Source organism: Streptomyces sp. NPDC057616, assembly GCF_042800575.1.
Lineage (GTDB): Bacteria > Actinomycetota > Actinomycetes > Streptomycetales > Streptomycetaceae > Streptomyces.
The window spans coordinates 38,045-64,900 of record NZ_JBHVGU010000008.1; the positions used below are offsets into that span (position 1 = coordinate 38,045).

The 26,856-nt window shown below is 70.8% G+C and carries 18 protein-coding genes; 3 read left to right on the forward strand and 15 right to left on the reverse strand.

All coding sequences use genetic code 11. The annotated features are described in order from the left end of the window. Window positions 1-257 precede the first annotated feature (257 nt). The 5 genes from ACFU97_RS11770 to ACFU97_RS11790 form a co-directional block, all read right to left on the reverse strand. Window positions 258-3,236 carry a glycoside hydrolase family 2 TIM barrel-domain containing protein gene (locus ACFU97_RS11770; protein ID WP_384254235.1) on the reverse strand — a complete coding sequence of 993 codons (2,979 nt, stop codon included), beginning with the start codon at window positions 3,234-3,236 and terminating at the stop codon, window positions 258-260. 93 nt (window positions 3,237-3,329) lie between these two features. Further along, window positions 3,330-6,059 carry a glycosyl hydrolase-related protein gene (locus ACFU97_RS11775; protein WP_384254237.1) on the reverse strand — a complete coding sequence of 910 codons (2,730 nt, stop codon included), beginning with the start codon at window positions 6,057-6,059 and terminating at the stop codon, window positions 3,330-3,332. 32 nt (window positions 6,060-6,091) lie between these two features. After that, a complete protein-coding gene (locus ACFU97_RS11780) occupies window positions 6,092-6,898 on the reverse strand; it encodes a carbohydrate ABC transporter permease (protein WP_384254706.1) in 807 nt (268 codons plus the stop codon). Between the two features lie 47 nt (window positions 6,899-6,945). Further along, window positions 6,946-7,902 (reverse strand): carbohydrate ABC transporter permease, encoded by a 957-nt coding sequence (locus tag ACFU97_RS11785; RefSeq protein ID WP_384254240.1) that lies wholly within the window; start codon window positions 7,900-7,902, stop codon window positions 6,946-6,948. Window positions 7,903-7,909: 7 nt separating this feature from the next. Continuing rightward, window positions 7,910-9,244 (reverse strand): ABC transporter substrate-binding protein, encoded by a 1,335-nt coding sequence (locus tag ACFU97_RS11790; RefSeq protein ID WP_384254242.1) that lies wholly within the window; start codon window positions 9,242-9,244, stop codon window positions 7,910-7,912. Window positions 9,245-9,410: 166 nt separating this feature from the next. Here ACFU97_RS11790 and ACFU97_RS11795 point away from each other — a divergent pair, with 166 nt between their 5' ends. Further along, window positions 9,411-10,412 (forward strand): LacI family DNA-binding transcriptional regulator, encoded by a 1,002-nt coding sequence (locus tag ACFU97_RS11795; protein WP_384254245.1) that lies wholly within the window; start codon window positions 9,411-9,413, stop codon window positions 10,410-10,412. 11 nt (window positions 10,413-10,423) lie between these two features. On the opposite strand, the gene ACFU97_RS11800 is transcribed toward ACFU97_RS11795, so the two are convergent. From ACFU97_RS11800 to ACFU97_RS11830, 7 genes are read right to left on the reverse strand one after another with little or no spacing between them, the layout of a single operon-like run. Next, a complete protein-coding gene (locus ACFU97_RS11800; protein WP_384254247.1) occupies window positions 10,424-12,610 on the reverse strand; it encodes an alpha-galactosidase in 2,187 nt (728 codons plus the stop codon). A gap of 44 nt (window positions 12,611-12,654) precedes the next feature. After that, entirely contained in the window at window positions 12,655-14,016 is a 1,362-nt protein-coding gene (locus tag ACFU97_RS11805; RefSeq protein ID WP_384254249.1) for an ABC transporter substrate-binding protein, read from the reverse strand. Further along, window positions 14,013-15,050 (reverse strand): acetylxylan esterase, encoded by a 1,038-nt coding sequence (locus ACFU97_RS11810; protein WP_384254251.1) that lies wholly within the window; start codon window positions 15,048-15,050, stop codon window positions 14,013-14,015. The genes ACFU97_RS11805 and ACFU97_RS11810 overlap by 4 nt, the downstream gene beginning before the upstream one ends. Continuing rightward, window positions 15,044-17,461 carry a glycoside hydrolase N-terminal domain-containing protein gene (locus tag ACFU97_RS11815; protein ID WP_384254253.1) on the reverse strand — a complete coding sequence of 806 codons (2,418 nt, stop codon included), beginning with the start codon at window positions 17,459-17,461 and terminating at the stop codon, window positions 15,044-15,046. Before ACFU97_RS11815 ends, ACFU97_RS11810 begins: the two co-directional genes overlap by 7 nt. Window positions 17,462-17,493: 32 nt before the next feature. Then, complete coding sequence (locus ACFU97_RS11820) at window positions 17,494-18,432, reverse strand: carbohydrate ABC transporter permease (protein ID WP_384254256.1); 939 nt, start codon at window positions 18,430-18,432, stop codon at window positions 17,494-17,496. Window positions 18,433-18,443: 11 nt separating this feature from the next. After that, the gene (locus ACFU97_RS11825) at window positions 18,444-19,469 is read right to left on the reverse strand and encodes a carbohydrate ABC transporter permease (protein WP_384254258.1); all 1,026 of its coding nucleotides are present in this window, start codon (window positions 19,467-19,469) and stop codon (window positions 18,444-18,446) included. 51 nt (window positions 19,470-19,520) lie between these two features. Then, on the reverse strand, window positions 19,521-21,602 hold the full coding sequence (locus ACFU97_RS11830; protein ID WP_384254260.1) for a fibronectin type III domain-containing protein: 2,082 nt from the start codon (window positions 21,600-21,602) through the stop codon (window positions 19,521-19,523). Window positions 21,603-21,980: 378 nt separating this feature from the next. Here ACFU97_RS11830 and ACFU97_RS11835 point away from each other — a divergent pair, with 378 nt between their 5' ends. Beyond that, window positions 21,981-23,135 carry an ROK family protein gene (locus ACFU97_RS11835; RefSeq protein WP_384254262.1) on the forward strand — a complete coding sequence of 385 codons (1,155 nt, stop codon included), beginning with the start codon at window positions 21,981-21,983 and terminating at the stop codon, window positions 23,133-23,135. 7 nt (window positions 23,136-23,142) lie between these two features. Here ACFU97_RS11835 and ACFU97_RS11840 read toward each other — a convergent pair whose 3' ends face one another. Then, a complete protein-coding gene (locus tag ACFU97_RS11840) occupies window positions 23,143-23,859 on the reverse strand; it encodes an alpha/beta hydrolase (protein WP_384254264.1) in 717 nt (238 codons plus the stop codon). Between the two features lie 84 nt (window positions 23,860-23,943). Then, complete coding sequence (locus ACFU97_RS11845; RefSeq protein ID WP_384254266.1) at window positions 23,944-24,723, reverse strand: polysaccharide lyase family 7 protein; 780 nt, start codon at window positions 24,721-24,723, stop codon at window positions 23,944-23,946. A 324-nt stretch (window positions 24,724-25,047) separates the two neighbouring features. Between ACFU97_RS11845 and ACFU97_RS11850 the strand changes: the two genes are divergently transcribed. Then, window positions 25,048-25,866 (forward strand): SAM-dependent methyltransferase, encoded by an 819-nt coding sequence (locus tag ACFU97_RS11850; protein WP_384254268.1) that lies wholly within the window; start codon window positions 25,048-25,050, stop codon window positions 25,864-25,866. A gap of 39 nt (window positions 25,867-25,905) precedes the next feature. Here the strand turns inward: ACFU97_RS11850 and ACFU97_RS11855 are convergent, their stop codons facing one another. Next, on the reverse strand, window positions 25,906-26,826 hold the full coding sequence (locus ACFU97_RS11855; protein ID WP_384254271.1) for a helix-turn-helix domain-containing protein: 921 nt from the start codon (window positions 26,824-26,826) through the stop codon (window positions 25,906-25,908). Window positions 26,827-26,856 lie beyond the last annotated feature (30 nt).

Below are 26,856 nucleotides of genomic sequence, written 5' to 3' on the forward strand. Positions count from 1 at the left end.
GGGCATACCCACTTTCGGGTTCCGATCGTTGACTCCCCGGGCACGCGCACGCATCCGCGTCCAAGCTGGAACTCCCTCAGCCGCGCGCCCGGGAGGAACCCATGAGCACGTCCAGCCTCGCCTCGGGCCCCGCAGGCCGCGACGCCCTGCGCCCGCTGCTCGACACCGTGCTCGACGCGCTGGAGGCGGGCGCGGGGGGGGGGGGGGGGGGTGGGTTCTTCTGGGGGGGGGGAGGGGGGGGCCCCACGACCCCTCCCTTACCGCGCCGCGGTGATCCGGAGCCTGATCGTGCGGGCCTCGGGGCGCAGTGCGTACTCGGGCCACACGTCGGGTCCGCAGGCCCGTGAGCCGAGGCCGTGCTGGGCCGCGTCGACGAACAGGTGACTCGTGGTCGAGTCGGGGAGCTCGAAGGGGTGGCCGGCCGCCGCGATCTGCTGCGGGGTGTGGCGGGCGAGGGTGAAGCCGGGGCGGCGGCCGCGCGTGTCGGGCAGCGCCACCAGGGACAGCACCTCCGAGTCACCGCTCTTGAGCGTCAGCCGGCGCAGGGCGGAGCGGTGTCCCGTCTCCTGCGGGCGGGCGTAGTCGACCGGGAGTTCGTCGACGCCGGCGGAGAAACGGCCCGTGCGCGCCGCGTGGAGGCTGTCGGGGTAGGACTCGAACGGGCCCAGGCCGAACCACTCGGCGGCGTCGACGGGGGCCGTGCCGTCGGGCAGGTCGAAGCGGACCCCGATCCGTGGCCACACGGCCTGCCAGCCGTGCGAGGGCTGGATCTCCACACGCAGCTCCAGCTCGCCGTCGTCCAGCGACCAGACCGACTCCACCATCACGTACAGGGCGGAGTCCGCGGCCGAGACCTTGTCGACGGTGCGCAGCGCGTCCGCGGCCTGCTCCACCGAGACGCGCCGCGAGGTGAGCCGGTGCAGACCGTCCCGTCGCCACAGGTCGGCGCTGGACACCTCGGCGAGGCTGTCGTCGCTCCCGTCGAGCCGGTCGGACGTGCCCTCGTCGTTGTCCGTCGGCGCGCGGAACAGCTCCAGCCGGGGTCCGGCCACGGGGCGGCCGGCGAGGCGGACGAGCGTTCCGTTCTCGAACTCGGCGATGCCGAGGGTCAGGGCCCCGGCAGCCGGGAGCCATGCGGACCGGTGCCGGACGGCGGGGACGGGGAGCGGGACCGAGCGATCGAGCTGGGCCGTTGCCACCACGTGCCCCTCGGGAGCCCACGCGGTCTCCGTCGCCAGCACGGCGTCGATCGTCAGCCAGGTCTCGGCGTCCGGGGACACCGCGACCGGCGGCAGGGGCACCCAACCGGACTCCCCGGCCGCGACGACGGGCGTGTCCAGCTCCCCCGACTCGACGACAGTTCCGTCGTGCTCCACGCGCCAGCGGAGGCGCAGGTCCGAGGTGTCGGCCGAGTGGCGCAGGTTGGTGATGGCGAGCTTGTCGCCGTCGAAGGTGAAGCGGACCGGTTGGACGACCGCCTTGAACTCGTACAGGCCCGGCGTCGGCACGTCGTTGCTCAGCACCAGGCCGTCCATCACGAAGTTGCCGTCGTGCACGACCTCGCCGAAGTCACCGCCGTAGGCGTAGTACGGCGTTCCGTCCGGGGCCGTGGCGAGGATGCCGTGATCGCGCCACTCCCAGACGAACCCGCCGTGCAGGCGCGGGTGCCGGTGCACCAGTTCCTCGTACTGGTCGAGCGCGCCCGGGCCGTTGCCCATCGCATGCGCGTACTCGCACAGCAGGAAGGGCTTGGTGCGCTGCCGGGCGCCCTGTGCGGGCGTGCAGCCGAGCAGCGGTGCGCGGGAGCCGTCGGTGCCGATCTGCTCGGTCTCCAGGACCGAGGGGTACATGCGCGAGTAGACGTCCGTGTAGTCGCCGGTGTAGTCGCCCTCGTAGTGCACGGGGCGCTCGGCGTCGCGGGCGTGGACCCAGGCCGACATGGCGGCGAGGTTGCCGCCGCTACCCGCCTCGTTGCCCAGCGACCAGATCACGATGCTGGGGTGGTTCTTGTCCCGCTCGACGGTGCGCTCGACGCGGTCGAGATAGGCCGCGCGCCAGGTGGGGTCGTCGCTCGGGTTCCCGGCCCAGTCGACCTTGCCGAAGCCGTGGGTCTCCAGGTCGCATTCGAGGATGACCCAGAAGCCGAGTTCGTCCGCGAGGTCGAGCAGCCGGGGGTGCGGCGGGTAGTGGCTGGTACGGATCGCGTTGACGTTGAACCGCTTCATGCGGGCCAGGTCCTCGCGGGCGTGCGCCTCGTCGAAGACGCGGCCGCGCTCGGGGTGGGTCTCATGGCGGTTGACCCCGTGGAAGACGACGCGGCGGCCGTTGACCAGGAACCGGTCGCCGCGGATCTCGACCGTACGGAAACCCACGCGCAGGGCGATGCTCTCCGCGGCCGAGGAGACGGTGGCGTCGTACAGGCGGGGCCGCTCGGCCGACCAGGGCTCGACGTCGGCCACCTCGACCGGGGCCACGTCGGCCGCCGAGGCCCAGACCCGCTCGACGCCGAGTTCGGGGATGCGCAGGGTGACCGGGAAGGCCGCCGGATCGGCGCGGACCTCCGGGTCGACGCGCCCGCGCCCGTTGTCGTATCCGGTGCGCAGCCAGACGTCCTCGAGGCCTCCGGCAGGCCGGGCCAGCAGGGTGACGTCGCGGAAGATGCCCGGCAGCCACCACTGGTCCTGGTCCTCCAGGTAGCTGGCCGCCGACCACTGGTGCACGCGTACGGCGACGACGTTGGCGCCGGGCCGCACCTCGGAGGTCACGTCGAACTCGTGGGCCAGCCGGCTGCCGCTCGCGCTGCCGACCTCCACGCCGTTGACCCACACCCGGAAGAGCGACTCGACACCGTCGAACCGCAGCACGACGCGGTCGGCGTCCGACCAGCCGGCGGGAAGGTCGAAGACGCGGCGGTAGTCGCCGGTGGGGTTCTCGTCCGGGACGTGCGGCGGGTCGATCGGGAAGGGGAACTGGACGTTCGTGTAGATCGGCCGGCCGTAGGCGCCGTCGCCCTGCAGCACCCAGTGCGAGGGCACCGGGATGCTGTCCCAGCCGCCGTCGTCGAAGCCTTCGGCCGCGAAGTCCTCCGGCACGGACGCCGTGGGGGAGAGACGGAACCGCCACGGCCCGTTGAGGGAGAGCGAGGGGGCGTCGGAGTGCAGCCACGAGCGCGCCGGCCGCAGCGCGCCACGCCCGGGTGCGGTGTCCGAAACAAGTGCGGGGAGCTCGTAAGGCAAGAGGTCACAACTTTCTGGGTGGCAACAGACGCTGGTTGCGGGGGAGTTGTCGGTCGACCGGGTGCGGCCGCCGGGGACGTCGGGCGGACACGGTCAGCTGAGCACGACGGTGCGGATCTCCCATGGATCGAGGGTGAATGCGAGCCCGTCCCGTACCGGCACGGGAGCGAGCGGGCGGCCGATCAGGTCGACCGCGGCGGCCCGCGTGAACGGCCCGGTCACGCGGACGGGAGTCGCGGCGTCGCTCAGCGCGACCAGCCGGACCTCGGTCCCGGTCCCGCCCGCCTCGTCCTTGACGCGCCGGACGGCGGAGACCTGGACGTCCCGGCCCTCGACCCGCAGACCGGTCGTGTCCTCGGGAAGTGGGCCTGAACCGGGCGCCGTTCCGCGCACGACGAGGACCTCGTTGCGGAACTCCTCGGCCAGGGCGACCGCGTCGGCGCCCCGCCAGCCCCGCGCGGACGGCACGACGGCGAAGCGGTGCTCGATCCGCATGCCGAGCTCCTGCGCGCCGGGCGCCGGGATCTCGCTCGCCGCGGGCTCGTCCCGCAGGGGATGGATGTTGACGCTGATCGAACCGACGGCGCGCAGCAGGGTGAGGGCGAGCGCCGAGCCGTCGTCGACCACCTCGTACTCGGTGGAGTGGTCGAGCAGCACGGTGGCCGGTCCCGCCGAGACGAAGGAACTCGCCGGGAAGGTCGGGAGCGGGTACTCGCCCCAGCCGCCCTCGGCGGTCAACCCCCGTTCGGTGACCGCGAACTGGCCGGCGGACGCCGACGTCGTCACCGGTTCCGGCAGCGGCACGTGCAGGCGCAGCCGGTGGTCGGCGCACTGGTTCAGGAACGACGTGGAGACGCGGACGAACGGCTCGCCCGCGCGCAGCTCCACCAGCATCTCCACCGGCGTCGGCACCGTGCGGTAGCCGCGCACGTCACGGTCGGAGAAGAGCGCGTCGGGCCACTCGTAGACGCGGGTGACGCGCACGCGGGAGCGCAGCGGGCCGTTCTCGAGGACGTCGACGGTGACGCCCGTCGGCTCCGAGACGAGCGCGTCCAGTGCCGGTGGCGCGTAGTTGTAGCTGTCGCCGCGGTCCCCGCCGTCGACGAGCCGGCCGACTCCGGTCAGGACCGTGCCGTCGGCGCCGGTCACCTCCAGCGTGCCGTCGGTGGCGACCGCCACCTCGACCAGCCCGTTGGAGAGCGCGCCGGGGGTGGCCGTGGCGGGTGCGGACCGCGTCGCCGCCGCGGCGGAGGCGTCGTCCGGCCCGACCCGGAGAGAGGCCAGTCCGGAGGGCGGTACGGGCAGCGCCACCAGCGCGGTGGCCCGGGCCTCCGTCAGCGTCCGCACCCGCCATCTGCCCGGATGCGCGGACGCCGCGGCGGCGACCTCGCCGCGCAGGACCATCAGATCGAAGGGCCCGCCGGTCGGCACCTCGGCGAGATGGAACACCAGGGAGTGCGGGGTGAGTTCGTAGTGGTCGATCTGCCGGCCGAACAGCTCGCGCCGGTGGATACGGCGCAGCACGCGCTCCAGCTGCGAGGCGTCCAGGCGCTCGTCGCTGAGCACGGTCGGGGCCTCGGAGACCAGCTGCACGGGATGCGCCGCCCCCTCGGCTGTGGTCGCGACCAGCGCGGCACCCTCGGCGGGAGCCGCGACATCCACCTCGACCAGCGCCGTACGCGCCGCAGGCAGCGGGTTGGCGACCAGATAGGCGTCGCTCGGCACCCGGGCGGCCGGCTCGGCGAGCGCCGCGTCCCGAACCGCCCGGGCCGTCTGCGCGGCTTCCTCCAGCCGTGCCGCCACCTGGTCGCAGGTCTCGTCGGTGCCGGACCCGACGACCGAGTCATGGGCGGTCGACTCGACGATCTTGTGCCAGGCGAGGGACAGGAACGCCGAGTCGTCGCGACCCGACCACAGCGCGTTCATGCGTTCCGCGTGGTCGACGGTGCGCTCGGCCACGGCCATGCGCTGCTTGAGCCCGAGCCGTACGGACAGCACACCGGGGAGGATGTTGCCCCGTACATGGCTGCGCAGCTCGCCGGTGACGACGGACGTCACCTCGTCCCGTACGTGCTTGCGGACGTACTCGTCGAGCGTCGCGAGGGTGATCGGGCGCTCCTCGCCGGACGCGCGCCGCAGCCAGGCCGCCAGCCGCGGGTCGGGCGCGTTGTGGTCGGTGCCCGCCATCGCCAGCACCGGGTCGCCGCCCCACCGCTCGGCGGTCATCCGGTCGTACTCACCGAGCGCGCTGCCGATCCGGTCGGGCACCAGCAGGACGTCGAGGCCGTTGTCGTAGCCGTCGAAGAGGAACTCGGTACGCACCTCGGAGCCGTCCGGAGCGCGCCAGCGGAAGGCGTGGCCGTCCACCGAACCGGGCACACCGCGCCACAGTGCCGCGTGCTCGATCCCCGCGCGGGCCAGGATCTGCGGCATCTGCGCGACGTGACCGAACATGTCCGGCAGATAGCCGATCGGCATCGCGCCACCGAGCCGCTCCGCGGCGGCCCAGCCCATCTGCAGATTGCGCACGATGGTCTCGCCTGAGCAGAGGAACTCGTCGAGCAGGATCAGCCATGGACCGACGGCGAGCCGGCCCTCGCGGACCAGGGCGGCGACACGGTCGCGGTTCTCGGGCCGCATCTCCAGATAGTCCTCGACCGCCGCCATCTGCCCGTCGACGGTGAAGCGGAAGTCCGGGTCGGACTCGGCCGTCTCCAGCACGGTGTCGAGCGCGGTGACGAGCCGGTGCCGGAAGACCTGGAACGGCTCGTACCATTCGCGGTCCCAGTGGAAGTGGGGCACGAAGACTGCGGAGTGGGGCATGGAGGCAGACACTTTCCGGGTGGGTGGGGGCGTCACTTGAGGGACCCGGCGGCGAGCCCCGTGCGCCAGAACCGCTGGAGCAGGATGAACACGACGATCACGGGCACGATCGACACCAGCGAGCCGGTGATCACGGACTCCTGGAGCAGCGGGGCCCGCGCGGTCTGGCCGTTCCACTCGAACAGGCCGAGCGTGATCGGGAACAGCGACTCCTTCTGGAGCATCACCATCGGCAGGAAGAAGTTGTTCCAGATGGCCACGAACTGGAACAGGAAGATGGTCACCAGCGCGGGCGTCATCAGCTTGAACGCCACCGAGAAGAACGTGCGGAACTCGCCCGCGCCGTCCAGCCGCGCCGACTCGATCAGCTCCTGCGGTACGGCGGCGTTGGCGAAGATGCGTGCCAGGTAGACGCCGAACGGGCTGACGATGCTGGGCAGGAAGACCGCCAGGTAGGTGTTGACGATCCCGGTCGCCGAGAACAGCAGGAACAGCGGCAGCGCGAGCGCGGTGGTGGGCACCAGCACTCCGCCGAGGATGACGGAGAACAGGAACTCCCGCCCGCGGAAGGGGAACTTGGCGAGGGCGTAGCCGCACAGGGCGGAGATCAGCGTGCCCACGGCCGCGCCCAGCACCGCGTAGATCACGGTGTTGACCGCCCACCGCCCGAAGATGCCGTCGCTGCGGGTGAACAGGATGCGCAGGTTCTCGAACAGGTTGAAGTGGGAGAACGCGAGGCCGTTGGTGGAGGCGAGGTCGCCCTGCGGCTTCGTCGCCGCCACGATCAGGAAGTAGACGGGCAGCATGAAGTAGACGGCCAGCAGGAGCATCAGCGCCATGACGGCCGTACGGCCGGCGCGGCTCTCGCGGGCGGCGGGTCGGTGGCTCACAGGCCGGCCCTCCTCGACGTCAGTCGCATGAACCCGAAGCTCAGCACGAAGGTGATGACGGCGATGACCACGGAGATCGCCGCCGCCTGCTGGTAGTTGTTCCCCGAAGCCACCGCGTACGCGAGCATGTTGGGCGTGAACGTGCTGGAGATGTTCGAGGAGATCTGCCGCAGCACGGCCGGCTCCGCGTAGAGCTGGAGCGTCCCGATGATGGAGAAGACTGTCGTCAGGACGATCGACGGGGCGATGATCGGCACCTTGATCCGCCACGCGATGGTCCAGTTGCTCGCGCCGTCGATGCGTGCCGCCTCGTAGAGCTCCTGCGGGATCGACTGGAGCGCCGAGTACATGATCAGCATGTTGTAGCCGGTCCACAGCCAGGTCGAGACGTTCGCCGTCGACCACAGCACGGCGCCCGGTCCGAGGAAGTCGGGCTTGAGTCCGATGCCGTTCAACAGGTCCACGACCGGGCTGAGTTGGGGCGAGTAGAGGTACGACCACATGATCGCGGCGATGACACCGGGCACGGCGTACGGCATGAACGCGGTGATGCGGAAGAACGGCTTGAGCCGCAGCAGCGGTGTGTCCAGCAGCAGCGCCATGATCAGGGCGACGAACAGCATGACCGGCACCTGCACGACGCCGAACAGGCCGATGCGCCCGATGCTGGACCAGAACTCGTCGTTCTGGAACACCTGCACGTACTGGTGGAAGCCGCCGAAGGTGGTGTACGAGGTGCCGTACTGGCCGCCGGTGCGCCGTACGACGCGGAAGCTCTGCCAGAGCGCGTAACCGACCGGTACCAGGTAGAACAGCACGAACGGCAGGAAGAACGGGGTGAGGAACGCGGCGATCGTGGCCGCCCGCGGGCCGCCGCCGTGGGGACGGCGGCGGCCCTTGGGCGGCTGCACCACGCGGATCGCACGGGGCGTGCGGGTCGCGATGTCGGTCATGCGACGGTCACTTGCCCGCCGCGGCCGGGATCGCCTGGTCCTTCATGGACTTCAGCGCCGTGGCCTGGGCCTTGGCGAGGGCGTCGGCGAGCGTGCCGTCACCGGCGGCCGCCTTGGCCATCGCGTCCTGGAGCGCCAGGTTCACCGTCTTCTGGGTGGGCCCCCAGGCGAAGCTGGTGTCGATCTTGCGGGAGGAGTCGGCGAAGACGTCGAAGACCTTCTCGTTGTTGTAGTAAGGAACACCCTTCGACAGGGCGGGCAGCTGAAGCCCGGCGTTGGCCGCCGGGTAGAGACCGCCCAGCTTGTTCTCCATCGCCAGGGCCTCGGGGTCGGTGTTCAGCCAGGTGTTGAACTTGACCGACTCGTACAGGTGCTTGGCGCCCTTCATGAACGCCACGGTCGACCCGCCCCAGTCGCCGGACGAGCCGTTCGCGCCCCAGGTCGGCATCGGCACGACGCTCCACTTGCCGGCCTGCTTGGGCAGGTTGTCGCGGAACATGCTGTAGCCCCAGGCGGCGCCGACGTAGCTGGCGATCTGGTCCTTCTGGTACGCGGCGTACATCTGCGTCGAGCCGTTGGCGAGGTCGGTGCGCACGAGCTTGGCGGAGATCAGCTTCTGCCAGTAGTCGGCGACCTGCTTGCTCTGCTCGGACTGGACGGTCACCTGCCACTTGCCGCCGGAGTAGCCGTACATCCTGGCGCTGTTCTGCCAGAGGAGACCGTTGAACCACTCGGCGTTGTTCGGGTCGAAGAAGGTGATCGTGAGCTTCGGGTTCGCCTTGTGCAGCTGCTGCGCGGCGGTCGCGTACGCGTCCCACGTCGTGGGCACGGCGATGCCGTACTTCTTGAAGAGGTCGCTGCGCACGAAGAGGGCCATCGGGCCGGTGTCCTGCGGCAGGGCGAACACCCCGGTGTTGCCGAAGCTGGTCTGCGACCAGGTCCACGGCACGAACTTCGACTTGGCGGCGGTGGCCGCCGAGCAGGCCGAGGCGTCCACGAAGGCGTTCTGGGTGCGCAGGTTGGGCAGCTCGTCGTAGCCGACCTGCGCGAGGTCCGGTGCCTTGCCCGCCTTGAGGGCGTTGCCGAGGATGCCGTACTGGTCGTTGGAGATGTTCTTCGTCTCCACCTGGATGTCCGGGTTCTTCTTGTTCCAGAGGGCGACCACCTTGTCCATGCCCGGAACGGTGTTCCAGTACTGGAGCGTGACCTTGCCCTTCGCGGGGTCGCAGGAGGCCGCGGCCGCCTTGTCCGACGGAGCGGACGAGGAGCAGCCGGAGAGCACGGCGATACCGGTGGCCGCGACGATGGCGGCGAGGCGGGTGCGGGTGACTGTGTAGCTCATGTTTTCCGTTCCCAGAGAACGACTGGCGGCGGTAGCTGGGTGGGTTGGAACCAAGCGCCGTGAGCGGTAACGTGAGCGCTCACGGGAGCAAGCGATTCGGAGTCTGCGCTTATGTGCGGACAAGTGTCAAGGCTCCGGAGTCGAACCCAACAGACGGAGGTGGACGATGGCGTCGTCGGGGTCCGGCCCGCGCCGGGTGACGATCGACGATGTGGCGCGGGCCGTCGGGGTGTCCCGGCAGACCGTGTCACGCGCGCTCAACGACAAGGGCGAGATCGACGCCACCACCAAGCAGCGTGTCCTCGACGCCGCCCAGGAGCTGGGCTACCGCCCGAGCCGGTTCGCCCGGGGCCTGGTGCGGCAGGACACGACAAGCGTCGGCCTGGTCATCCCCGACCTGCTCAACCCCTTCTTCACCGAGGTCGCCGCCTCCGCCCTGGAGGCGGCACGCGCACGGGGCTGGCACGTCGTCGTCTACGACACCGGGGACCGCGTCGAGGAGGAGCGCGGCACGCTGGAGGTCATCGCGACGCAGGTGGACGCCGTCGTGGGATATCTGACCCTGCCCGAGGAGGAGATCGACAAGCTGACCCGGGGGCTGCCCGTGGTGCTCATCGACCGGGAGCACCGCGCCGAGCGGTTCAGCGCCATCCGCATCGACGGCGAGGCGGGCGTCCGCGACGCGATCAGGCATCTGGTGGACGCGGGGCACCGGCGCATCGGCATGATCGACCACGCGACCCGGTCCGAGCCGAGCATCCGCCACCGCTGGTTCGCCGCCGCCATGTCCGCCTGCGGACTGGACTCCGGCACGGTGAGCCGCGCCGACCAGAGCATCGAGGGCGGGGAGGGCGCCCTGCGGGCCCTGCTCGCCGAACACCCTGACGTCACCGCCGTGTTCACCTTCAACGACATCATCGCCATCGGGGCCCTGCGCGCCGCGCGGAAGCTCGGCCGGCGGATCCCCGAAGACCTCGCCGTGATCGGCTTCGACGGCCTGCAGCTCGGCACACTCGTCGAACCGCCCCTGACCACCGTGGCCCTGGACACGCGGGAACTCGGCGCGCTCACCGTGGAGCAGGCCGCCCGGCTGCTCACCAGGAGCGGCCCGCTCAGCCGCGCCGAGGCGGCGGTCAGGGCGGAACTGCTGCTGCGCGAGTCCGCGTAGCCGGCACCCCGCTATCCGGCCTCGGTCCGGCGCAGTTCGAGCAGCAGCGCCTGACCGGGGTTGAGGTTCGGCATGGGCAGCCCGGCCATGGCCAGGACCGGGCCCGGCAGGGTGAGCCGGCCGTCGAGCGCAGCCGGCAGCCAGGCGGGCCCGTCGGTCTGGTGGAAGGACGGCAGGCCCAACTCGGCCCGCACCCGCACCTGGTACGCCGCCTCGGGGGCGAGGCCGGGCAGCTGCACCCGCCCGTACTGGCCCTCGGGCGAGGTGACCAGGCGGGCCCAGCAGTAGAGCGCGGCGGAACCGTCGTGCGCCACCACCCCGTGCAACAGCGTCGCCTCGTCGGCGAGGTCCGCGCGGACCGTGCGCCCGCCGTGGAGCAGGGGGCGCAGCTCGCGGTGGAGCGCGGTCCAGGCGGTGATCCGGGCGAGTTCCCCGGGCGAGCAGCGGGTGAGGTCCTGCTCGATACCCGCGTGCCCGAACAGGGCGGTGGCCAGCCGCAGCGAGTCGGAGCCGACGCGGGCGGTGGTGTGGCTGGTGGCCGGGCCGACATGGGTGCCGACCAGCTCGGGCGGCAGCAGTTGCGCGGTCCAGCGCTGGATGGCCTGGCGCTCCACCGGGTCGTTGCAGTCCGAGGCCCAGACCCGTTCGGTGCGCTCCAGGATGCCCAGGTCTATGCGTCCGCCGCCGGCGGCGCAGCTCTCGATCTCCAGTGCGGGGTGGCGTTGCTTGAGCGCGTCCATCAGCCGGTGGAGCGCGAGCACCTGGGCGTGCGCGACCGGGCGGTCGGCCGTGCCGTGGACGGTCTCGTGCAGCTCCCGGTTGTGGTCCCACTTCAGACAGGCCACGCCGTACTTCGCCACCAGGGCGTCGAGCGAGTCCAGCAGGTACCGCCACGCCTCGGTGTTGGACAGGTCCAGGATGTGCTGATGGCGGGCGGGCGGCCCGATCCCGCGGGCCGGTCCGAGCACCCAGTCCGGGTGCTCGCGGGCGAGGTCGGAGTCGAGGTTCACCATCTCCGGCTCGACCCACAGCCCGAACTCCATCCCCAGGGACCGGACATGGTCCACCAGCGGTGTCAGCCCCTCGGGCCACACCACGGGGTCCACGGTCCAGTCGCCCAGCCCGGCGTCGTCCGAGCGGCGCCCGCGGAACCACCCGTCGTCCAGCACGAACCGCTCGACCCCCACCTCGGCGGCCTTGTCGGCCAGCCGCAGCAGCCGGTCCAGATCGTGGTCGAAGTACACCGCCTCCCAGCTGTTGAGGATCACCGGGCGGGGACGGCTCGGATGAGTGGCGCGGGCCCGCACCAGCGTGTGGAAGCGGTCGGCGAGCCCGTCGAGCCCCTGGCCGGACCAGGCGAAGTGACACACCGGCGTGGTGTACGACTGGCCGGGCGCGAGCCGGATCTCCCCGGCGCGCAGCAGCTCGCCGCCGCCCAGCACGGCCGAGTGGGTGCCCGCACCCTCCGGCAACTGCTCGACCAGATACCGCTGATCGCCGCTCCAGGCGACGTGCACCGCCCAGACCTCGCCGCCGCGGAAGCCGAACCCGGGCACACCGACGGTGACTTGGTACGGCGAGTCCAGTCCGGGCTTTCCGCGCCGCACCTCCCGGACGTGGCTGCCGAAGCCCAGCGGGCGCCGCTGCGGGGAGCGCTCCCGGCTCCACTTGCCGGTGAAGTCCAGGACCTCCGCGGCCCGTCGGGGCAGCGGCAGCAGCGTCGTGACCTGCGCCAGGTCGTACGGCGCGGGGTCCGCGTCGGAGCGGCGGGTGAGTGACGTCCGCACGCCCAGTACACCGGACGGCTCCAGCCGGTAGGTGAGGGCGACGTCGAGTCCGGCTCCCTCGTCGGTGAGCCGGAGAGTCAGCTCCCCGCCCTCGGGCAGCGGACGGTACGTGCTGCCGGTCAGCGTCAGCCTCGGTGCGGCGAAGGTGCCGGCCACGTGTCCCTCGTGGGCGGGCGTGCCGGACCAGCCGTCGGCCTCGGTGGGCCAGACGGTGAACCGGCGTGGAATGTCCACGGAGTTGTTGAGGACCGCGGGTTCGCCGGTGAGGGCGAGTGCCGCCAGGGCGTCCGGCGGCAGCTCGCCCAGGTCGGCCCCCCAGTGCAGGACTCTGGGCACGGGCTCGGTGAGCTCCACGATCAGTGCGGTGCCTGCCGCGCGCAGGGTGTGGATCCGCGCGGTGGTGTCCGGCATGCAGAGTCCTGCCTTTCAGGGTGCGGTGTCGTCGTGCGGGTGGGTCACTTCTTCGCGAGCAGCTGCTTGCTCTTGCTCTGCATCTCGGAGAAGACGGAATCGCCCTTCTGGCCGGCGAAGTAGGCCTGGAACAGCGGCTCGAGCGCGTCCTGGAGGGCGGCGCCGTTGCCGTAGACCGGAGACGGGTAGAGGACCTTGTTCTTCATCATGTCCGTGAAGACGGACAGGTCCACTCCCTTGCCGGCCAGCGCCTTGGCGGAGGCGTTCATCGAGGCCGGGATCGACGGGAAGAAGGTGCCCGTCAGCGAGGCCTTGGACTGGCACGCCTCGCTGCCCATGTAGGAGACCCACTTCCAGGTGAGGTCGGCGTTCTTGGTCCCGGCCCAGATGTTGTTGCCGTTGGAGTTGCTCAGCACGGCCCGGGTCTTGCCGTCGGGGCCGTAGGGAGTGGGCGCGATGCCGACCTTGAGGCCGGGGATCTTCACGAAGGTCGAGGCCTCCCACGATCCGGCGCTCTCCATGGCGACCTTGCCGGAGGAGAGCAGGTCGATGTCGCTGACGCTGTCGGTGAACTGGCCGATCCTGGGCGCGTACCCCTTGTCCGTCAGGGAGCGCACCCAGTCCATGGTCTTCACGAAGCGCGGATCGCTGTAGTTGAACACGGTCGGCCAGGTGGCCCTGTCGCCGAGGCGCCAGCCCGTGGTGTCCACCAGCGGGCTCCAGGTGACCTGCCCGATGAAGTCCTTGGCCGCGACCTCCCCGTAGCCGTAGGTCTTGACGTGGGACTTGTCGAAGCCCTTCTCGTCGCCGCGGCGGCCCTTCTCGTCGATCGTCATGTGGGCGATCATCTTGCCGAGTGTGCCTCCGTCGTCGGGGTTCCAGTTGAGCGAGTCGACGTCCTTCTCGGTGTATCCGGCCTTCTTCAGGGCGGCCTGGTCGTAGTAGAGGCCGGTCGCCGCCCAGTCCAGGGGCAGGGCGTACTGCTTGCCGTCGGTGAACTTCCAGGCGCCCACGCCGACCGAGAAGCGGGACAGGTCGAACTTGTCCTTGGCGATGAAGTCGTCCAGCGGCATCAACTGGTGCTGGGAGGCGTACGCCTGGAAGAACTGGACGCTGTTCTGGAAGGCGTCGGGCGCGTTGCCGGCCACGAAGCCGGCGGTGAGCTTGGTGAAGTAGTCGGCGACGTTGTACTGGGTGATCTTCACCGTGACACCGGGGTTGGCCTTCTCGAAGTCCGTGGCGCACACCTTGTACGCGGCGGCCTGCTTGTCGTCCCAGGTCCACCAGTTGACGGTCTTGGAGCCGCCGGCCGAGGACGAGCCGTTGGAGCAGGCCGACAGCACGGCCGCCAGAGTGAGCGTGGCGCCCAGCGTGACGGCCTTTCGAACTCCCGTGGAGCGATTCATTGGTCCTTCTTTCGGGATGACGCGGAGGGTGCGGGGGACGGCAGCACCGGAGGGCGGGACGACGTCTTGAGGAGGGTGCGGAACGCGCCGAGGGCGATGGCCAGGTCCTCGGAGCCGCCGGCGTCATGGCCGTTGAACTCCCACAGGCGCAGCCGCCTGGGCCCGGCGTAGGCGTGGTAGGCGGCGATGGTGGTGACCGGCGGGACCACCTCGTCGCGCAACCCGGCGGAGAACCAGGCGGGTGCGGTGGCGCGGCGGGCGAAGGCCAGCCCGTCGAAGTAGCCGAGGGTCTCGAAGGTCTGAGCGACCCGGTCCCGGCGGGCCGCCAGGTAGCCGACGATCTCGGCGTAGGGGTCGGCGTCGGTGAGCCGGGTGGCCTGCCGGATGTCGCAGAGGAAGGGCGCCTGGAAGTGGGCGGCCGACAGGCCGGGGACGAGTCCGGCGACCGCCAGGGCGATACCGCCGCCCTGACTGGGACCGACGACGGCGACCCTGGCCGGGTCGACGAGGTCGCCACGGCCGCGCAGCGCCTCCACGGCGCGGACGGCGTCGGTGAACACTCGCCGGTAGACGTACGCGTCCTTGTCCTCGATGCCGCGGGTGAGGAAGCCGGGGTGGGCGGGCCCGCTGCCGACAGGGTCGGGAGTCGCGCCGCCGCCCGCCCAGGCGCCGCCCTGCCCGCGGGCGTCCACCAGCAGATGGGCGTATCCGGCGGACGCCCACAGCAGGTCGTCGACGGGGGCGCCGCGCCCGCTGCCGTAGCCGTGGAACTGGACGACCGCGGGAAGCGGCCCGGTGCGGTGCCGGGGCAGCCGGAGCCAGCCGCGGACCGGGTGGCCGCCGAAGCCGGGGAACACGGCGTCGAACACGTCGACGGTCTCCAGGCCGGTGTCGACGGCCGTCAGCTCCAGCGCCGCCTCGCGCTCGGCACGTGCCTGCGCGAGGGTGTCCTTCCAGAAGACGTCGAAGTCGGCGGGCTCCCGGTAGGAGCTGCGGTAGGCGAAGAGCTCGGGCACGTCCTGCTCGGTCAGCACGGCACCGGCTCCCCTCGCACCCGCAGGTCGGCGTCGAGCTCTGCCTGGTGCCCGATCGGGAGGCGCAGCTTTGTCGTACGGTCGCCGTGGCGGACGCTGACCGGTTCGTCCGCGTCACCGGCCAGGCGGCGCACGGTGATCGTGGTCGGGACGCCGTCGGCCCAGTCGAAGTCGACCGCGAGTCCGCCGCGGCAGCGCAGATCCGTTGCCCGGCCCTCGGGCCACTGCGCGGGCAGGGCGGGCAGCAGATGGACCGTGCCGGTGTGGCTCTGCAGCACCATCTCGGTGAGGGCGGCCATGAAGCCGTAGTTGCCGTCGATCTGGAACGGCGGGTGGGTGGAGAACAGGTTGGGCAGCAGCCCTCCCCACTCGGAGCCGTCGGGCGGAGCGTCGACCGTGGCGTCGCCGTCGAGCGGGCGGCTCGCCTCCAGCAGCAGCGAACGAGCCGTCGCGGCATCGCGCAGCCGGGCCCGCAGGGCGATCTTCCAGGCCCAGGACCACCCCATGGCTCCGGGACCCCGGCGGTCCATCGACTTCCCTGCCGCTACGGCCAGTTCGGGCGTCGTGTCGGGATCGATGAGCCCGAGCGGGTGGACGGCGATCAGGTGGGAGAGGTGGCGGTGGTGGGGGTCGGCCTCGGTCAGGTCCTCCGCCCACTCCGGGAGCCGGCCCTCCGCCGAGATCCGCGGCGGGCGCAGGCGGGGCAGGGCGGCTCGTACCGCTTGGACGAGAGGTGTGTCCAGTCCGAGCAACTCGGCTGCCGCCACTGTCCGTTCGAAGGTCGCGCGGATCAGGGCCATGTCCATCGCCGAGGAACGCGTCAGGGACCTGTGCGTGCCGTCGACGAGGAAGAGGTTCTCGGGGGAGGTGGACGGGAGGGTGTCCAGGAAGCCCGTGCCGTCGTCGACCAGCCAGTCGAGCAGGAACTCCGCGCAGCCGCTGAGCAGGGGCCACGCCCGCTCGCGCAGGAAGCCGAGGTCGCGGGTGAACTCGTAGTGGTCCCAGGCGTGTTGGGTGAGCCAGGCGCCGCCCGTCATCCACAGGGCCCAGGAGGGGCTGCCGTGGCCCATGCCGACCGGCAGCGCCCAGCCCCACATGTCGGTGTTGTGGTGCGCGACCCAGCCGCGGGCGCCGTACAACTCCCGTGCCACCATGGCGCCTTGGGCCGCCATGCGGTCGAGCAGGTCGAACAGGGGCGCATGGCAGGAGGAGAGACCGGCCGCCTCCGCGCCCCAGTAGTTCATCTGCGTGTTGATGTTGATCGTGTAGTTCGACGACCAGGCGGGGCGCAGGTCGGCGTTCCAGATGCCCTGGAGGTTGGCCGGGGGACCGGCGTGCGGGCGGGACGCGGTGGCCAGTAGGTAGCGGCCGAGCTGGAACAGCACGGTGGCGGTGAGGAGTTCGTCGTCCCCGGCGAGGATGTCGCGAGCGACGTCGTAGGTACCGTGGCGGCGGGGGCCGATGCGCAGCGAGGTGCCGCCGAGCAGGGCGCGCACGTCCACCACGTGGTTGCCGAGCAGGTGATCGGCACCCTGTGCGAGGGCCTGGGCGGCGGTGTCGCCCGCGAGGGCCAGGTGCGTGGCGCGGTCGGCGGGGTCCTCACCGTGCCACTGCCGGGCGGCCGCGGTGGAGCTGGCGAGCGTGAGTAGGACGTGGGAGGCGCCGGTGACGAGCAGGTTCCCGTGGGCGGCGGTCACCTCGCCGTCGGTGTCCAGGGCCAGGGCGAGCGCGGCGAACGGGTCGTAGCCGTCGAGCGGGCCGTCGGCGTGGCGCAGGGGCTCGGCGACCTGCGGCTCGTGCGCGGGAGCGCCGTCCACCGGGATCTCGATCCCCAGGGTGAGGCGGCTCGACGTGGCCGAACGGTGCACCTCCCGCAGGGGAGTCGACAGATCGACGGACAGGTCCACGGTGCCGCCGTCCGTGTCCAGCGTGGTGCACAGCGCGCCGGTCACGGCGTCGGCCCAGACCCGGCGGCGGACCGAGGTCGCGTCGAGCCGGAAGGCGTCCTCGGCGACAGCGGTGTCGAGGTCGAGGGTCCTGCCGAGGTAGGCGGCCTTCTCGCCGCCCGCGACGGTCAGATGCAGGTCGGCGTAGGGCAGGTACTCCTGGCTGTAGGGCCCTTCGAAGGTCATGAGCAGCTTCTCGGCCCGGTCCTGGTCACCCGTGCGGAGGGCGGCACGCACCTCTTCGAGGCGCTGCGGGCCGGCTCCGGCCGCGCGGACGGCGGCCAGGGCGGCTGCGGGGCCGCCGGGGGTGCCGGACCACACGGTGGAGTCGTTGATCTGGATGCGGGCCCGGTGTGGCCCGCCGAAGACCATCGCGCCCAGCCGGCCGTTGCCGACGGGGGCGGCCTCGGTCCACGTGGCCGCGGGCGCGGGCCAGCTGAGTACCAGGTCGTCACTGGGAGGCATGGCTGTGCCGTCCGATCGCGGTGTACGCCCGGTCACTTGAGACCGGAGAAGCCGATGGAGTTGACGATGCGCCTGCCGAAGGCGACGAAGAGCAGCAGCATCGGCAGCGCCGCTATGAGGGCGGCGGCCATCAGCCCCGCCCAGTCGGGGGCGGCCTGCGGCGAGGACTGCTTGAAGACCCCGAGGGCGAGGGTGAGCGGCTGCACGTCCTGGCTGTTGGTGATGAGCAGCGGCCAGAAGTAGTCGTTCCAGGCGTTGACGAACATCAGCAGCGACACCGTGGCGATCGGCGCCGACGACATCGGCAGGATGATCCGGAAGAAGATCCGCAGCGGGCCGGCGCCGTCGATGATGGCGGCCTCCTCGACCTCAGTGCTCAGGCCGAGCATGAACTGCCGCAGGAAGAAGAGGGTGAAGGCCTGGAAGAGGGCGCCGGGCAGGATCAGTCCGCCGAAGGTGTTGGACAGCCCGAGGTCTTTGACGAGCACGAAGTTGGGCAGCAGCGTGAAGACGCTGGGCACCATCAGCGCGGCGATGAGGATGTTGAACACCAGGTTGCGGCCGCGCCAGTGCAGCCGCGAGAAGGCGTACGCGGCCGCAGCGGAGAACAGCACGATCAGGGCCGTCTGCACCGTCGCGTAGATCAGTGAGTTGCGCAGGTAGAGCGCGATGTCGATGGAGGCGCCTGAGCCCCCCTGGGCCTGCGCGTCGGCGGTGGAGGCGAGCCCCAGGACGCGTTCGAACGCGCCCCAGGTGAAGCCGACCGGAAGCGGTGACGAAGGGTTGGTCGCCAGCTTGTAGTTGTCGGAGAGCGCGGTGCGCAGGATCCAGTAGAAGGGGAAGAGCGTGACCAGGACGATGGCGCCGAGGTAGATCCAGGCCGCGATCCTGCCGGGGGATGTGCGGCGGGGGCGCCGCCCGGTGCGGTCGTGCGGAGTGGCCGTCCGGCCGGGTGCGAGGGCGACTGCCATGACGGGCTCCTTCAGCTCAGGTCGGATTCGTTGGCGCGGGCGAGCCGCAGCTGGGTGAAGGTGACCGTGATCAGCAGGGCGAACAGGGCCAGCGAGAGGGTGGCGGCGTAGCCGAAGTCGAACTGGCGGAAGGCCTTGTCGTAGATGTACATCTGCAGCACGTTCGAGGCGTTGGCCGGTCCGCCGCGGGTGGTGACCTGCACGATGTCGAACACCTGGAAGGAGTTGATGACCGTCAGGACGACCACCATGACCAGGATCGGGCGCAGCAGGGGGATGGTGAGGCGGCGGAACATCTGGAACTCGCCCGCGCCGTCGACGCGTCCGGCCTCGTAGATGGTGGGCGGGATGGTCTGCAGGCCGGCGAAGATCAGCAGGGCGTAGTAGCCCATCCACTTCCAGACGCTGATGGCGGCGAGGGAGGGGATCGCCCAGCCGCCACTGCCGAAGAAGAGGATGCTGTGGCCGGTCAGCGCCTTGAGGACGCTGTTGATGACGCCGAGGCTGGGGTCGAGCAGCCACTGCCAGACCAGGGCGGCGATGACGTTGGAGATGAGGAACGGCAGCAGGATGACGCCGCGCAGCAGCGAGGAGCGGGTCACCCGGTGCAGCACCACGGCCGTCACCAGGGAGACCAGGGTGCCGAAGGAGACGGACAGCGCGACGAAGTAGACCGTGACGAGGAGGGAGTGCCAGAAGACGTCGTCGCCGGCCATCTCGTGGAAGTTGGCCAGTCCCACCCAGTGCGGCGGGGTGAGGACGTGGAAGTCGGTGAAGCTGAGGTAGATGCCGCGGAGGGTCGGATAGGCGAAGAAGACCGCGAACCCGGCCACCGCGGGCAGGATGAGCAGGAGGGCGGCCGGCAGGTCGCGGCGGCGGGCGGCCGCGGACCTGGTCGGCGTGGTGCGTCCCGGCCTGCGGGCGCCAAGGGTCTTGCGGACGCGCGGAGTTCGGCCGGAGGCGGTGGCCGTGGTGGTCACCTCGGCGGGCGGCGGTGTGGCCGGCTGCGTGAGCTTGCCCTGTGATGTGACCACCACGGCACTCTCCTCTGGTTCAGGCGGGAACGTCGGTCGGGGCCGGACAGGGGGTCAGAGGGTGATCCGGTCGATGTCGGAGGCGTAGTCCGCGGGGTTGCCGAAACCGATCGTGTTCTCGCCGGCCTTCAGCGGCACGGTGACGGTGATCGACTGCGGTGTGCCCCAGTTGTTGTCGTTGCTGCCGGGCAGCGGCACCTGGAAGGACGTGTCGCCCGTGGTGACGACGATCGTGCGGCCGGAGGAGCCGTCGGTGTAGTCGATCTTCATCAGGTAGGTGCCGTCCTTGGGTGCGGTGACGTGATCGACCGTCACGGAACCGCCGCCGCCGAGGTTGCCGACCTTCTTGCCGCCCGAGCACGCGGAGCAGTCCGAGACGGAGGCATTGCCGGCCAGGGTGTTGCCGGAGGCCTCGGCCTCGTAGGAGACGGGTCCGCCGGCGGCCGGGGTGGTGAGGTCGACGGCCTTGCTGGGGGCGGACGTTCGGCCCTTGGCGTCATGGGCGACCACGGTGAAGGAGTAGGCCGTGCCTGCCTTGAGTCCGCTGACGGTGGCGGAGGTGCCGGTGACGGCGGCGGTCTTCGAGCCGTTCGCGTAGACGTCGTAACCGGTGGTCCTCGTACCGGAGTTCACCGCGTCCCAGTCGAGCGAGACGCTGGTGGCGGTCGACTTGGTGCCGTGCACGGCGAGCGGGACGCCCGGGTGGTTGGTGGTGCCGCCCGGAGTGATCCGCAGCAGGCGCGAGCCGTGCGGGGGCAGGTTGTCGGTGAAGTGGCCGCCCACCGAGCCGAGGTTCTTGCGGCTCCACAGGTCGCGGACCGCGGCCTTGCCGCTGATGCCGAGGTCACGGAAGTCGGCGGTCACGTCGGAGTAGCCCTTGCCGAGGTTGAACAGGGCCACGGTGTAACTGCCGTCGGCGTTGCGGGCGTACCAGACCTGCTCGGGGGTCTTCTGGCTGACCGGCTTGGCGGGGTTGCCCGCCTGGTCGACCGCGATGACCTCGTCGTTGGTGAGCAGCTTGAGGCCGTAGGAGTCCAGCTTGGTGAGGTCGTCACCGATGTAGAGGGGCGCGGACTCGATGGCCCACAGCGTCATGTAGCTCTGCCGCTCGACGTTGTTGATGCCGTCCATGACGCCGGAGCCGACGTCGAGCGAGTCGAGGTTGTTCCAGTGTCCCGGTCCGGCGTCGTCGATCCACGGCACGACGTCGTTCCAGCGGCCCTTCACGGAGTTGTTCCAGGTCACCAGCGTGTCGCAGTAGCACTCGACGTCGGTGTCGACCCGCCAGCCGTTGGAGTTGGCCTTCCAGACGTCGGCCTGGTTGTGGCTGAGCGACCAGGACAGGACGAACTGGATGGGACGGCCCGTGTTCTGCAGCGCGGTGTGCCACGCCTTGACGTCGGGGACGTTGTTGTGCGCCTCGTCGCCCTGGTTGGAGCCGGGGCCGACGCCGTCGATCTTGAGGAAGTCCACGCCCCAGGAGGCGAGTTCGTCGGCGATGGACTGGATGTACTTGGTGGTGCAGGGGCTCGAGAAGTTCAGCTGGTAGGAGACGTTGTCCCAGCCGCTGGTCTTGCGCAGGTCCGGGTAGACGATGTCCTTGGTGGTGCAGCCGGGGGCGTCGTGGATCGGCGTCTTGCCGTCGTTGTAGTAGTCCTGGTAGAGACCGACCGCCAGATAGAGGCCGAACTTGAGCCCTTTGCGGTGCAGTTGGTCGCCGACGTACTTCATGCCGTGCGGGAACTTCTTGAGGTCCGCGGTGGGGCGGGCATAGGCGTCGCCGACGTTCTTGCCGTTGTCGACGTTCCAGCCGGCGTCCACGTTCACGTAGGTGTAGCCGTGGGACTTCAGCTTCGAGGCCATGATGCCGGCCTGCTTGAGGACGTTGGACTCGGTGACCCAGTTCTCCCCGCCGTAGCCGGGGAAGTTGGTGGACTCGAGGCTCCAGGTGCTCATGCCCATGTACGGCTTGGCCGCGACGGCGGGCGCGGCGGTGGTGGTGCCGGACGACGCCTCGGCCGCGGGGGCGTCGGCGGGAGCGGCGGCCCGCGCCGCGGCGGGCACGGCGAGGGCGACCGCGAGCGCGGTGACCGCCGTCAGGGTTCTCAGACGTGCGGGTCGAGCTGGACGAGACATGGATGTACTCCGTCAGGGCGCGACTGCAGGCGGTGGATCCGCCCGCGGGATCGGGGAAGCGGCTAAACGGGGAGAGCCTCTCGGCGGTGGTCGTCCCGGAACATCACCGAGGGGATCGCTGTGACCAACGGGGGAGTGGGTGGGGCCACGCTCCTCGGCGGCGCGGGACCGTCCCGTCCGCCCCGGCGAGGAGTGCGGCGAATGTAGGACGGGTTTCCTTCCAGCGTCAACATAGTCGGCGGGACCAGATATCCGATGTCTGTGTGTCATGGGCCGTCAGTTTGGGGACCACCTTCCAAGTGACCTGCGGTTTCCCGGTCGGAAGGTAGGGTGAATCCGACCTTGTCTTAGTTTCCAAAGGAAAGGTAAGGTCGCCGCATGACCCTCGCCGATCAGCCGCCCGCGGCCGCCCTGGTCTTCCAGACCCTGCTCCAGCACGGCCCGCTGAGCCGCGCCGAGATCGGGCGGCGGACCGGGCTGACGCCGGGAGCCGTGACCAAGGTGGCGACCCCGCTGATGGCCGACGGCTGGATCACCGAGCTGGGGCGGCCCGCCACGGAGCGGGCCAGCGGCCGTCCGGCGATCCTGATCGCGGTGCGCGCGGAGCGCGCCCTGTTCGCCGGGGTGAAGGTCACCGGGGAGGAACTCATCGGCGTGCTGGCCGACTTGACCGCCCAGCCGCTCGCCTCGCGCCGGGTGCAGCTGGACTCACGGGACGTGGGAACCGTGGTGCTCGCGATCGCGCGGCTGGTGGACGACCTGCGGGCCGCGGCGGGTGTGCGGGACGAGCAGGCGCTGCACGGCATCGGCGTCACGATCTCGGGCGACGTGGACAGCCAGCTGGGCACGGTCCAGTACTCACCCTTCCTCAACTGGCGTCGCGTGCCGCTCGCCCAGCTGGTCGAGACGGCCGCCGGAACCCCGACCGTCATCGAGAACGACGTACGGGCCCTGACCGTGGCCGAGCAGTGGTTCGGCGCGGGAGCCGGCCTGTCGACCTTCGCGCTGGTCACCGTCGGCGCCGGAATCGGCGCGGGCCTGTCCATCGGCGGCCGTGTGGTCTCCGGGGCGCACGGCGTGGCGGGCGAGGTCGGGCACCTGCCGGTGAGCGGCGCCGACCGCGTCTGCACCTGCGGCAACACCGGCTGCGTCGAGGCGGTCGCCTCCACCCACGCGATCACGGAGCAGGCCCGGCAGGCCACCGGCGACCCGCAGCTGACCATGGACGAGGCGGTGCACCTCGCCCACTCCGGAGACCCCGGCGTCCGGGCGGTCTTCGCCCGCGCCGGACGGGCCGTGGGCCTGGCGCTGGCCTGCGTCGCCAATCTCGTCGGCCCGGAACGGATCATCATCTCCGGTGAGGGCGTGGCCTCCTACGACCTGTTCGCCGACCACATCCGGCAGAGCTTCGTCGACCACGCCTTCGGTGCCGCCGTGGACTGCGATCTCGTCGTGCGCCCGCTGCCGTTCGAGGAGTGGGCGCGAGGCGGGGCCGCGATCGCCGCCCAACGCGTGTTCGCCCCCGCCAAGTAGCCGATGGTCACGGCGTTTCGGCGCCCGCGCCGGTGAGTCCGGCGAGTTGGACGAGCTGCCGGGCGGTGCCGGCCGGGTCCACGATCTGGTGGAGATGCTCGCCGGGCAGATGCGCCACCCGCCAGCCGCGGCCGCGCGCCTCGGCGGCGAGGCCGTCGTACGGAGGCCCGAACAGCAGGTAGGAACAAGGGTGGTCGTCCCATCCGCCGGGGACCGGGATGTGCTGCTCGTAGTAGGACAGCGGCAGCGCGGGTTGCTCGTCCACGACGGTCCGGCGCATCGCCGGATCGGGGAACATGGGTGCGACGTCCGCCTCGTCCCACCAGTCGGTCCAGCGCGGCAGCCTGCCGTTGACGGCCATCGGGTGCAGGAATGCGAGGAGTTCGGGTGCGGCGACGGGTGTGGATCCGGTTCCGGCCGGCAGCGCCGCGTCCACGAAGATCGAGGCGGCCACCGGGTGGTCGAGTCCCGAGCGAATCACAGGCATGAACAACCCCGCGTTGCTGTGTGCCGCCAGCACGACGGGGTTGCCGGCGGGCACCTCCCGCAGATCGTCGCGTACCGCGTCGACGACGCGGGGCCAGAAGGGCGGCTCGCCGGCTCCGACGCTCAGCAGGGACGGCACCCGGACCCGGTGTCCCGCGGCCGTCAGGTGTTCGGCCACGGGATGCCAGGTCGAGGGGCCCACGGACGGGCTGTGCACGAGAACGAAGATCGGCCGCATGCGACGATCCTGCCGCCCGCGGCGGCGCTGCCGCGACCTTCTCGGCCGACAGCAGAACGCCGGGCCCGGCCGCCGTCGCCCGTCTCAGCCGCTGTGGGAGACGGTCAGCCCGTAGAAGGCGACCCGTGCACCGTTGGTGGTGCTGTCCGAGGACGACTGGTTGTACGAACCGGCCTTGAAGTACTGCTTGTAGGAGAAGAAGGACGACGGGATCGGGTAGTGGGTGGTGCTGCCGTTGACCGTCAGGTCGATGGTGTTTCCGCCGGAGACGGCGATCGTGTACGTCCAGGTCTTGCCGATCGAGACATGGCCGACGGTGTGCGAGGTCTGGCCGCCGGAGGGGGAGTTCTCGGTGCCGAGGACGATGTCGCCGTTCGAGTGGTAGTAGAGCTCCAGCAGGGGCTTGGTGGAGGATCCGCCGCTGCCGAGGTGGATCTGGCCGACGCACACGTTCTTCGTGACCGACACGACCCGCAGCGTGGCGTTCAGCTTGTGGCTGCCGGCCAGCGACCAGTCGGCGGCGCTGCCGCTGCGGTTCATCTCCCGCAGCTCGGAGCGGGCGTAGTTGGAGTTGGGGGTCGTGACGCCCTTCTCCGGCGCCCAGAAGGTCATCGCCCCGTCGCGCTGGTCCGTGTAGAAGTACGAGTCCTGGTAACCGTTCGCGCCCTGAAGGCGGGAGGACGGAATGGTGGTCGGGGAGCCGGGCGAGCCGACGGGCTCCTGGAGCTGCCACACGGACAGGTCGAAGTTGCCGCCGGGCGCCTTGCCCGGATCCGCGGCGGTGGCGTCGCCGGTGCTCATCACCGCGAGGACGCCGACGACGGCCGTGACGCTGGCGCCGGCCAGGACTTTCGAACGGATCATGGCGTGCCCTGCTTTCTGGAGTGGGGGGCGAGCAGGTTCCCGGGCGCGTTCCGGAGCTCGGGGTCCGGCATCCACCACGTTCATGTGGCTGAACGTGGTGCTTGTCCGTGAACTGGAAGGTGTGGCAGAACTTAAAGGTCTGCACCAGTGCCGTCAAGAGGTGAAGACGGAAGGCGGAGGAAGGAGCAGGAAGAGGGAAGGAACTCTTCCTCTCCCGCGCCGAACCGGTCGGGTGGAAGGAGTGGCAGGTCCAAGTGGCTTTTCCCTAGGATGTGTTGTCTGCCGGGCCGGTTGGCCCGGCGCGGTTCGGAGCTGGGGGAGACGATGGAGTCCGGGAAGCGGCTGTCCACCAAGATCGATGCCACGGTCCCCACGGCCGCGCGCATGTACGACCACTACCTCGGCGGCAAGGACAACTACGCCGTCGACCGGGCCGCCTGCGAGGAACTGGACAAGGTCGTGCCCAGCACCCGGGCGCTGGCGCTGAACAACCGGCGCTTCCTCCAGCGGGTGGTCGGGACGCTCGCGCAGGAATACGGCGTGCGGCAGTTCCTCGACCACGGATCAGGTCTGCCCACGCAGAACAACGTGCATCAGGTGGCGCAGCGGATCGATCCGGACTCGCGCGTGGTGTACGTCGACAACGACCCGATGGTCCTGGTGCACGGCAGGGCCCTGCTCGACCAGAACGACCGCACCGCCGTCATCCAGGCCGACCTGCGCGACACGGACACGATCTTCTCCCACCCCGACACCCAGCGGCTGATCGACTTCTCGCAGCCGGTCGCGGTGCTCTTCAACTCCGTCTTCCACTGCATTCCGGACAGCGAGACCGACGGTCCCATGGCGGTCGTGGAGCGCGTGCGGGAGCGGCTGGTGCCCGGGAGCTGCCTGCTGATGTGCCAGCTGGTCAGCGAGGACCCGGAGGTGCGGGCCTTCGTCACCGACTTCATGGACAAGGCGACACAGGGGCACTGGGGCCGGGTGCGCCAGGAGAAGGACGTGGCGCAGCTCTTCGACGGGCTGGAGATCATCGAGCCGGGCCTGGTCGAGGTGTCCACCTGGCGGCCCGACAACGACGTGGCGCCGCGTCAGCTCACCCAGGAGTGGATCGAGTTCGGCGGAGTGGCCCGGCTTCCGTAGCGGGCCGCCGCGAGGCGCTCGCTCCGCCGGCGGCCACGGTCACTCGGCCCCGTAGCGCTGCCGGGCCGTCTCCCGCAGACGAATCAGGGAGTCGCGCGGGCTGAGGGCGTCGTCGGCCAGCTGGTCGAGGGCCACCCGGTACTGCTCCGTATCGTCGCGGTCCTCCAGGAACGTGGCGCTCCTCATGTGCTCCAGGTAGACGATGTCGGGCAGGTCGAGGCCGCCGAAGCGCAGATACGTGACGGGAATGGCTGGCGCGGAGGCGTCGGTCACGTCCAGCGGGACGACCTGCACGGTCACATGCGGCAGTTGGGCCATCGCGATCAGATGCTCCAGCTGCTCGCGCATGATCTCGCGGCTGCCCAGCACGCGCAGCAGCACCGACTCGTCGACGATCGCCCACAGCTGCGGTGCGTCCGCGCGCTGGAGCAACTGCCCCCGCTTGGTGCGCAGTTCGACGCGGCGGCTCACCTCGCGTTCCGGAGCCGAGGGCAGGCCGCGCTCCACCACGGCGCGGGTGTAGGCCGGGGTCTGCAGCAGCCCGGGAACGTACTGGATCTCGAACGTACGGATGGAGTTGGCCGCTTCCTGGAGCCCGACCAGCCGGTCGAACCACTCCGGGATCAGCCGCTTGTCGAAGCGCTGCCACCATCCGGGTTCCCCGGCCCGCCGCAGCAGCTGCAGCAGGACGGACGACTCGTAGTCCTCCGTCTTGTAGAACTCCAGGAGTGCCCGGACGTCGCCCTCGGTGGGCGGCCTACGGCCCTTTCCCGCCTCGATGCGGGAGAGTTTCGCCGGGCTGAACCCGACGGCGCGCGCGGCCTGTTCCTGGGCGAGGCCCGCGTCCTCGCGGATGCCCGCCAGCTGCACCCCGACCAGCATCTTCAGCAAAGTCGGCGCGGGCTCGGTGCGATGCAGATACGGTTCCAGACGGGAGACGCGCGGCGACTCGGAGGGCATCCTGACTCCCGGTGGGCAGAGGACAACAGG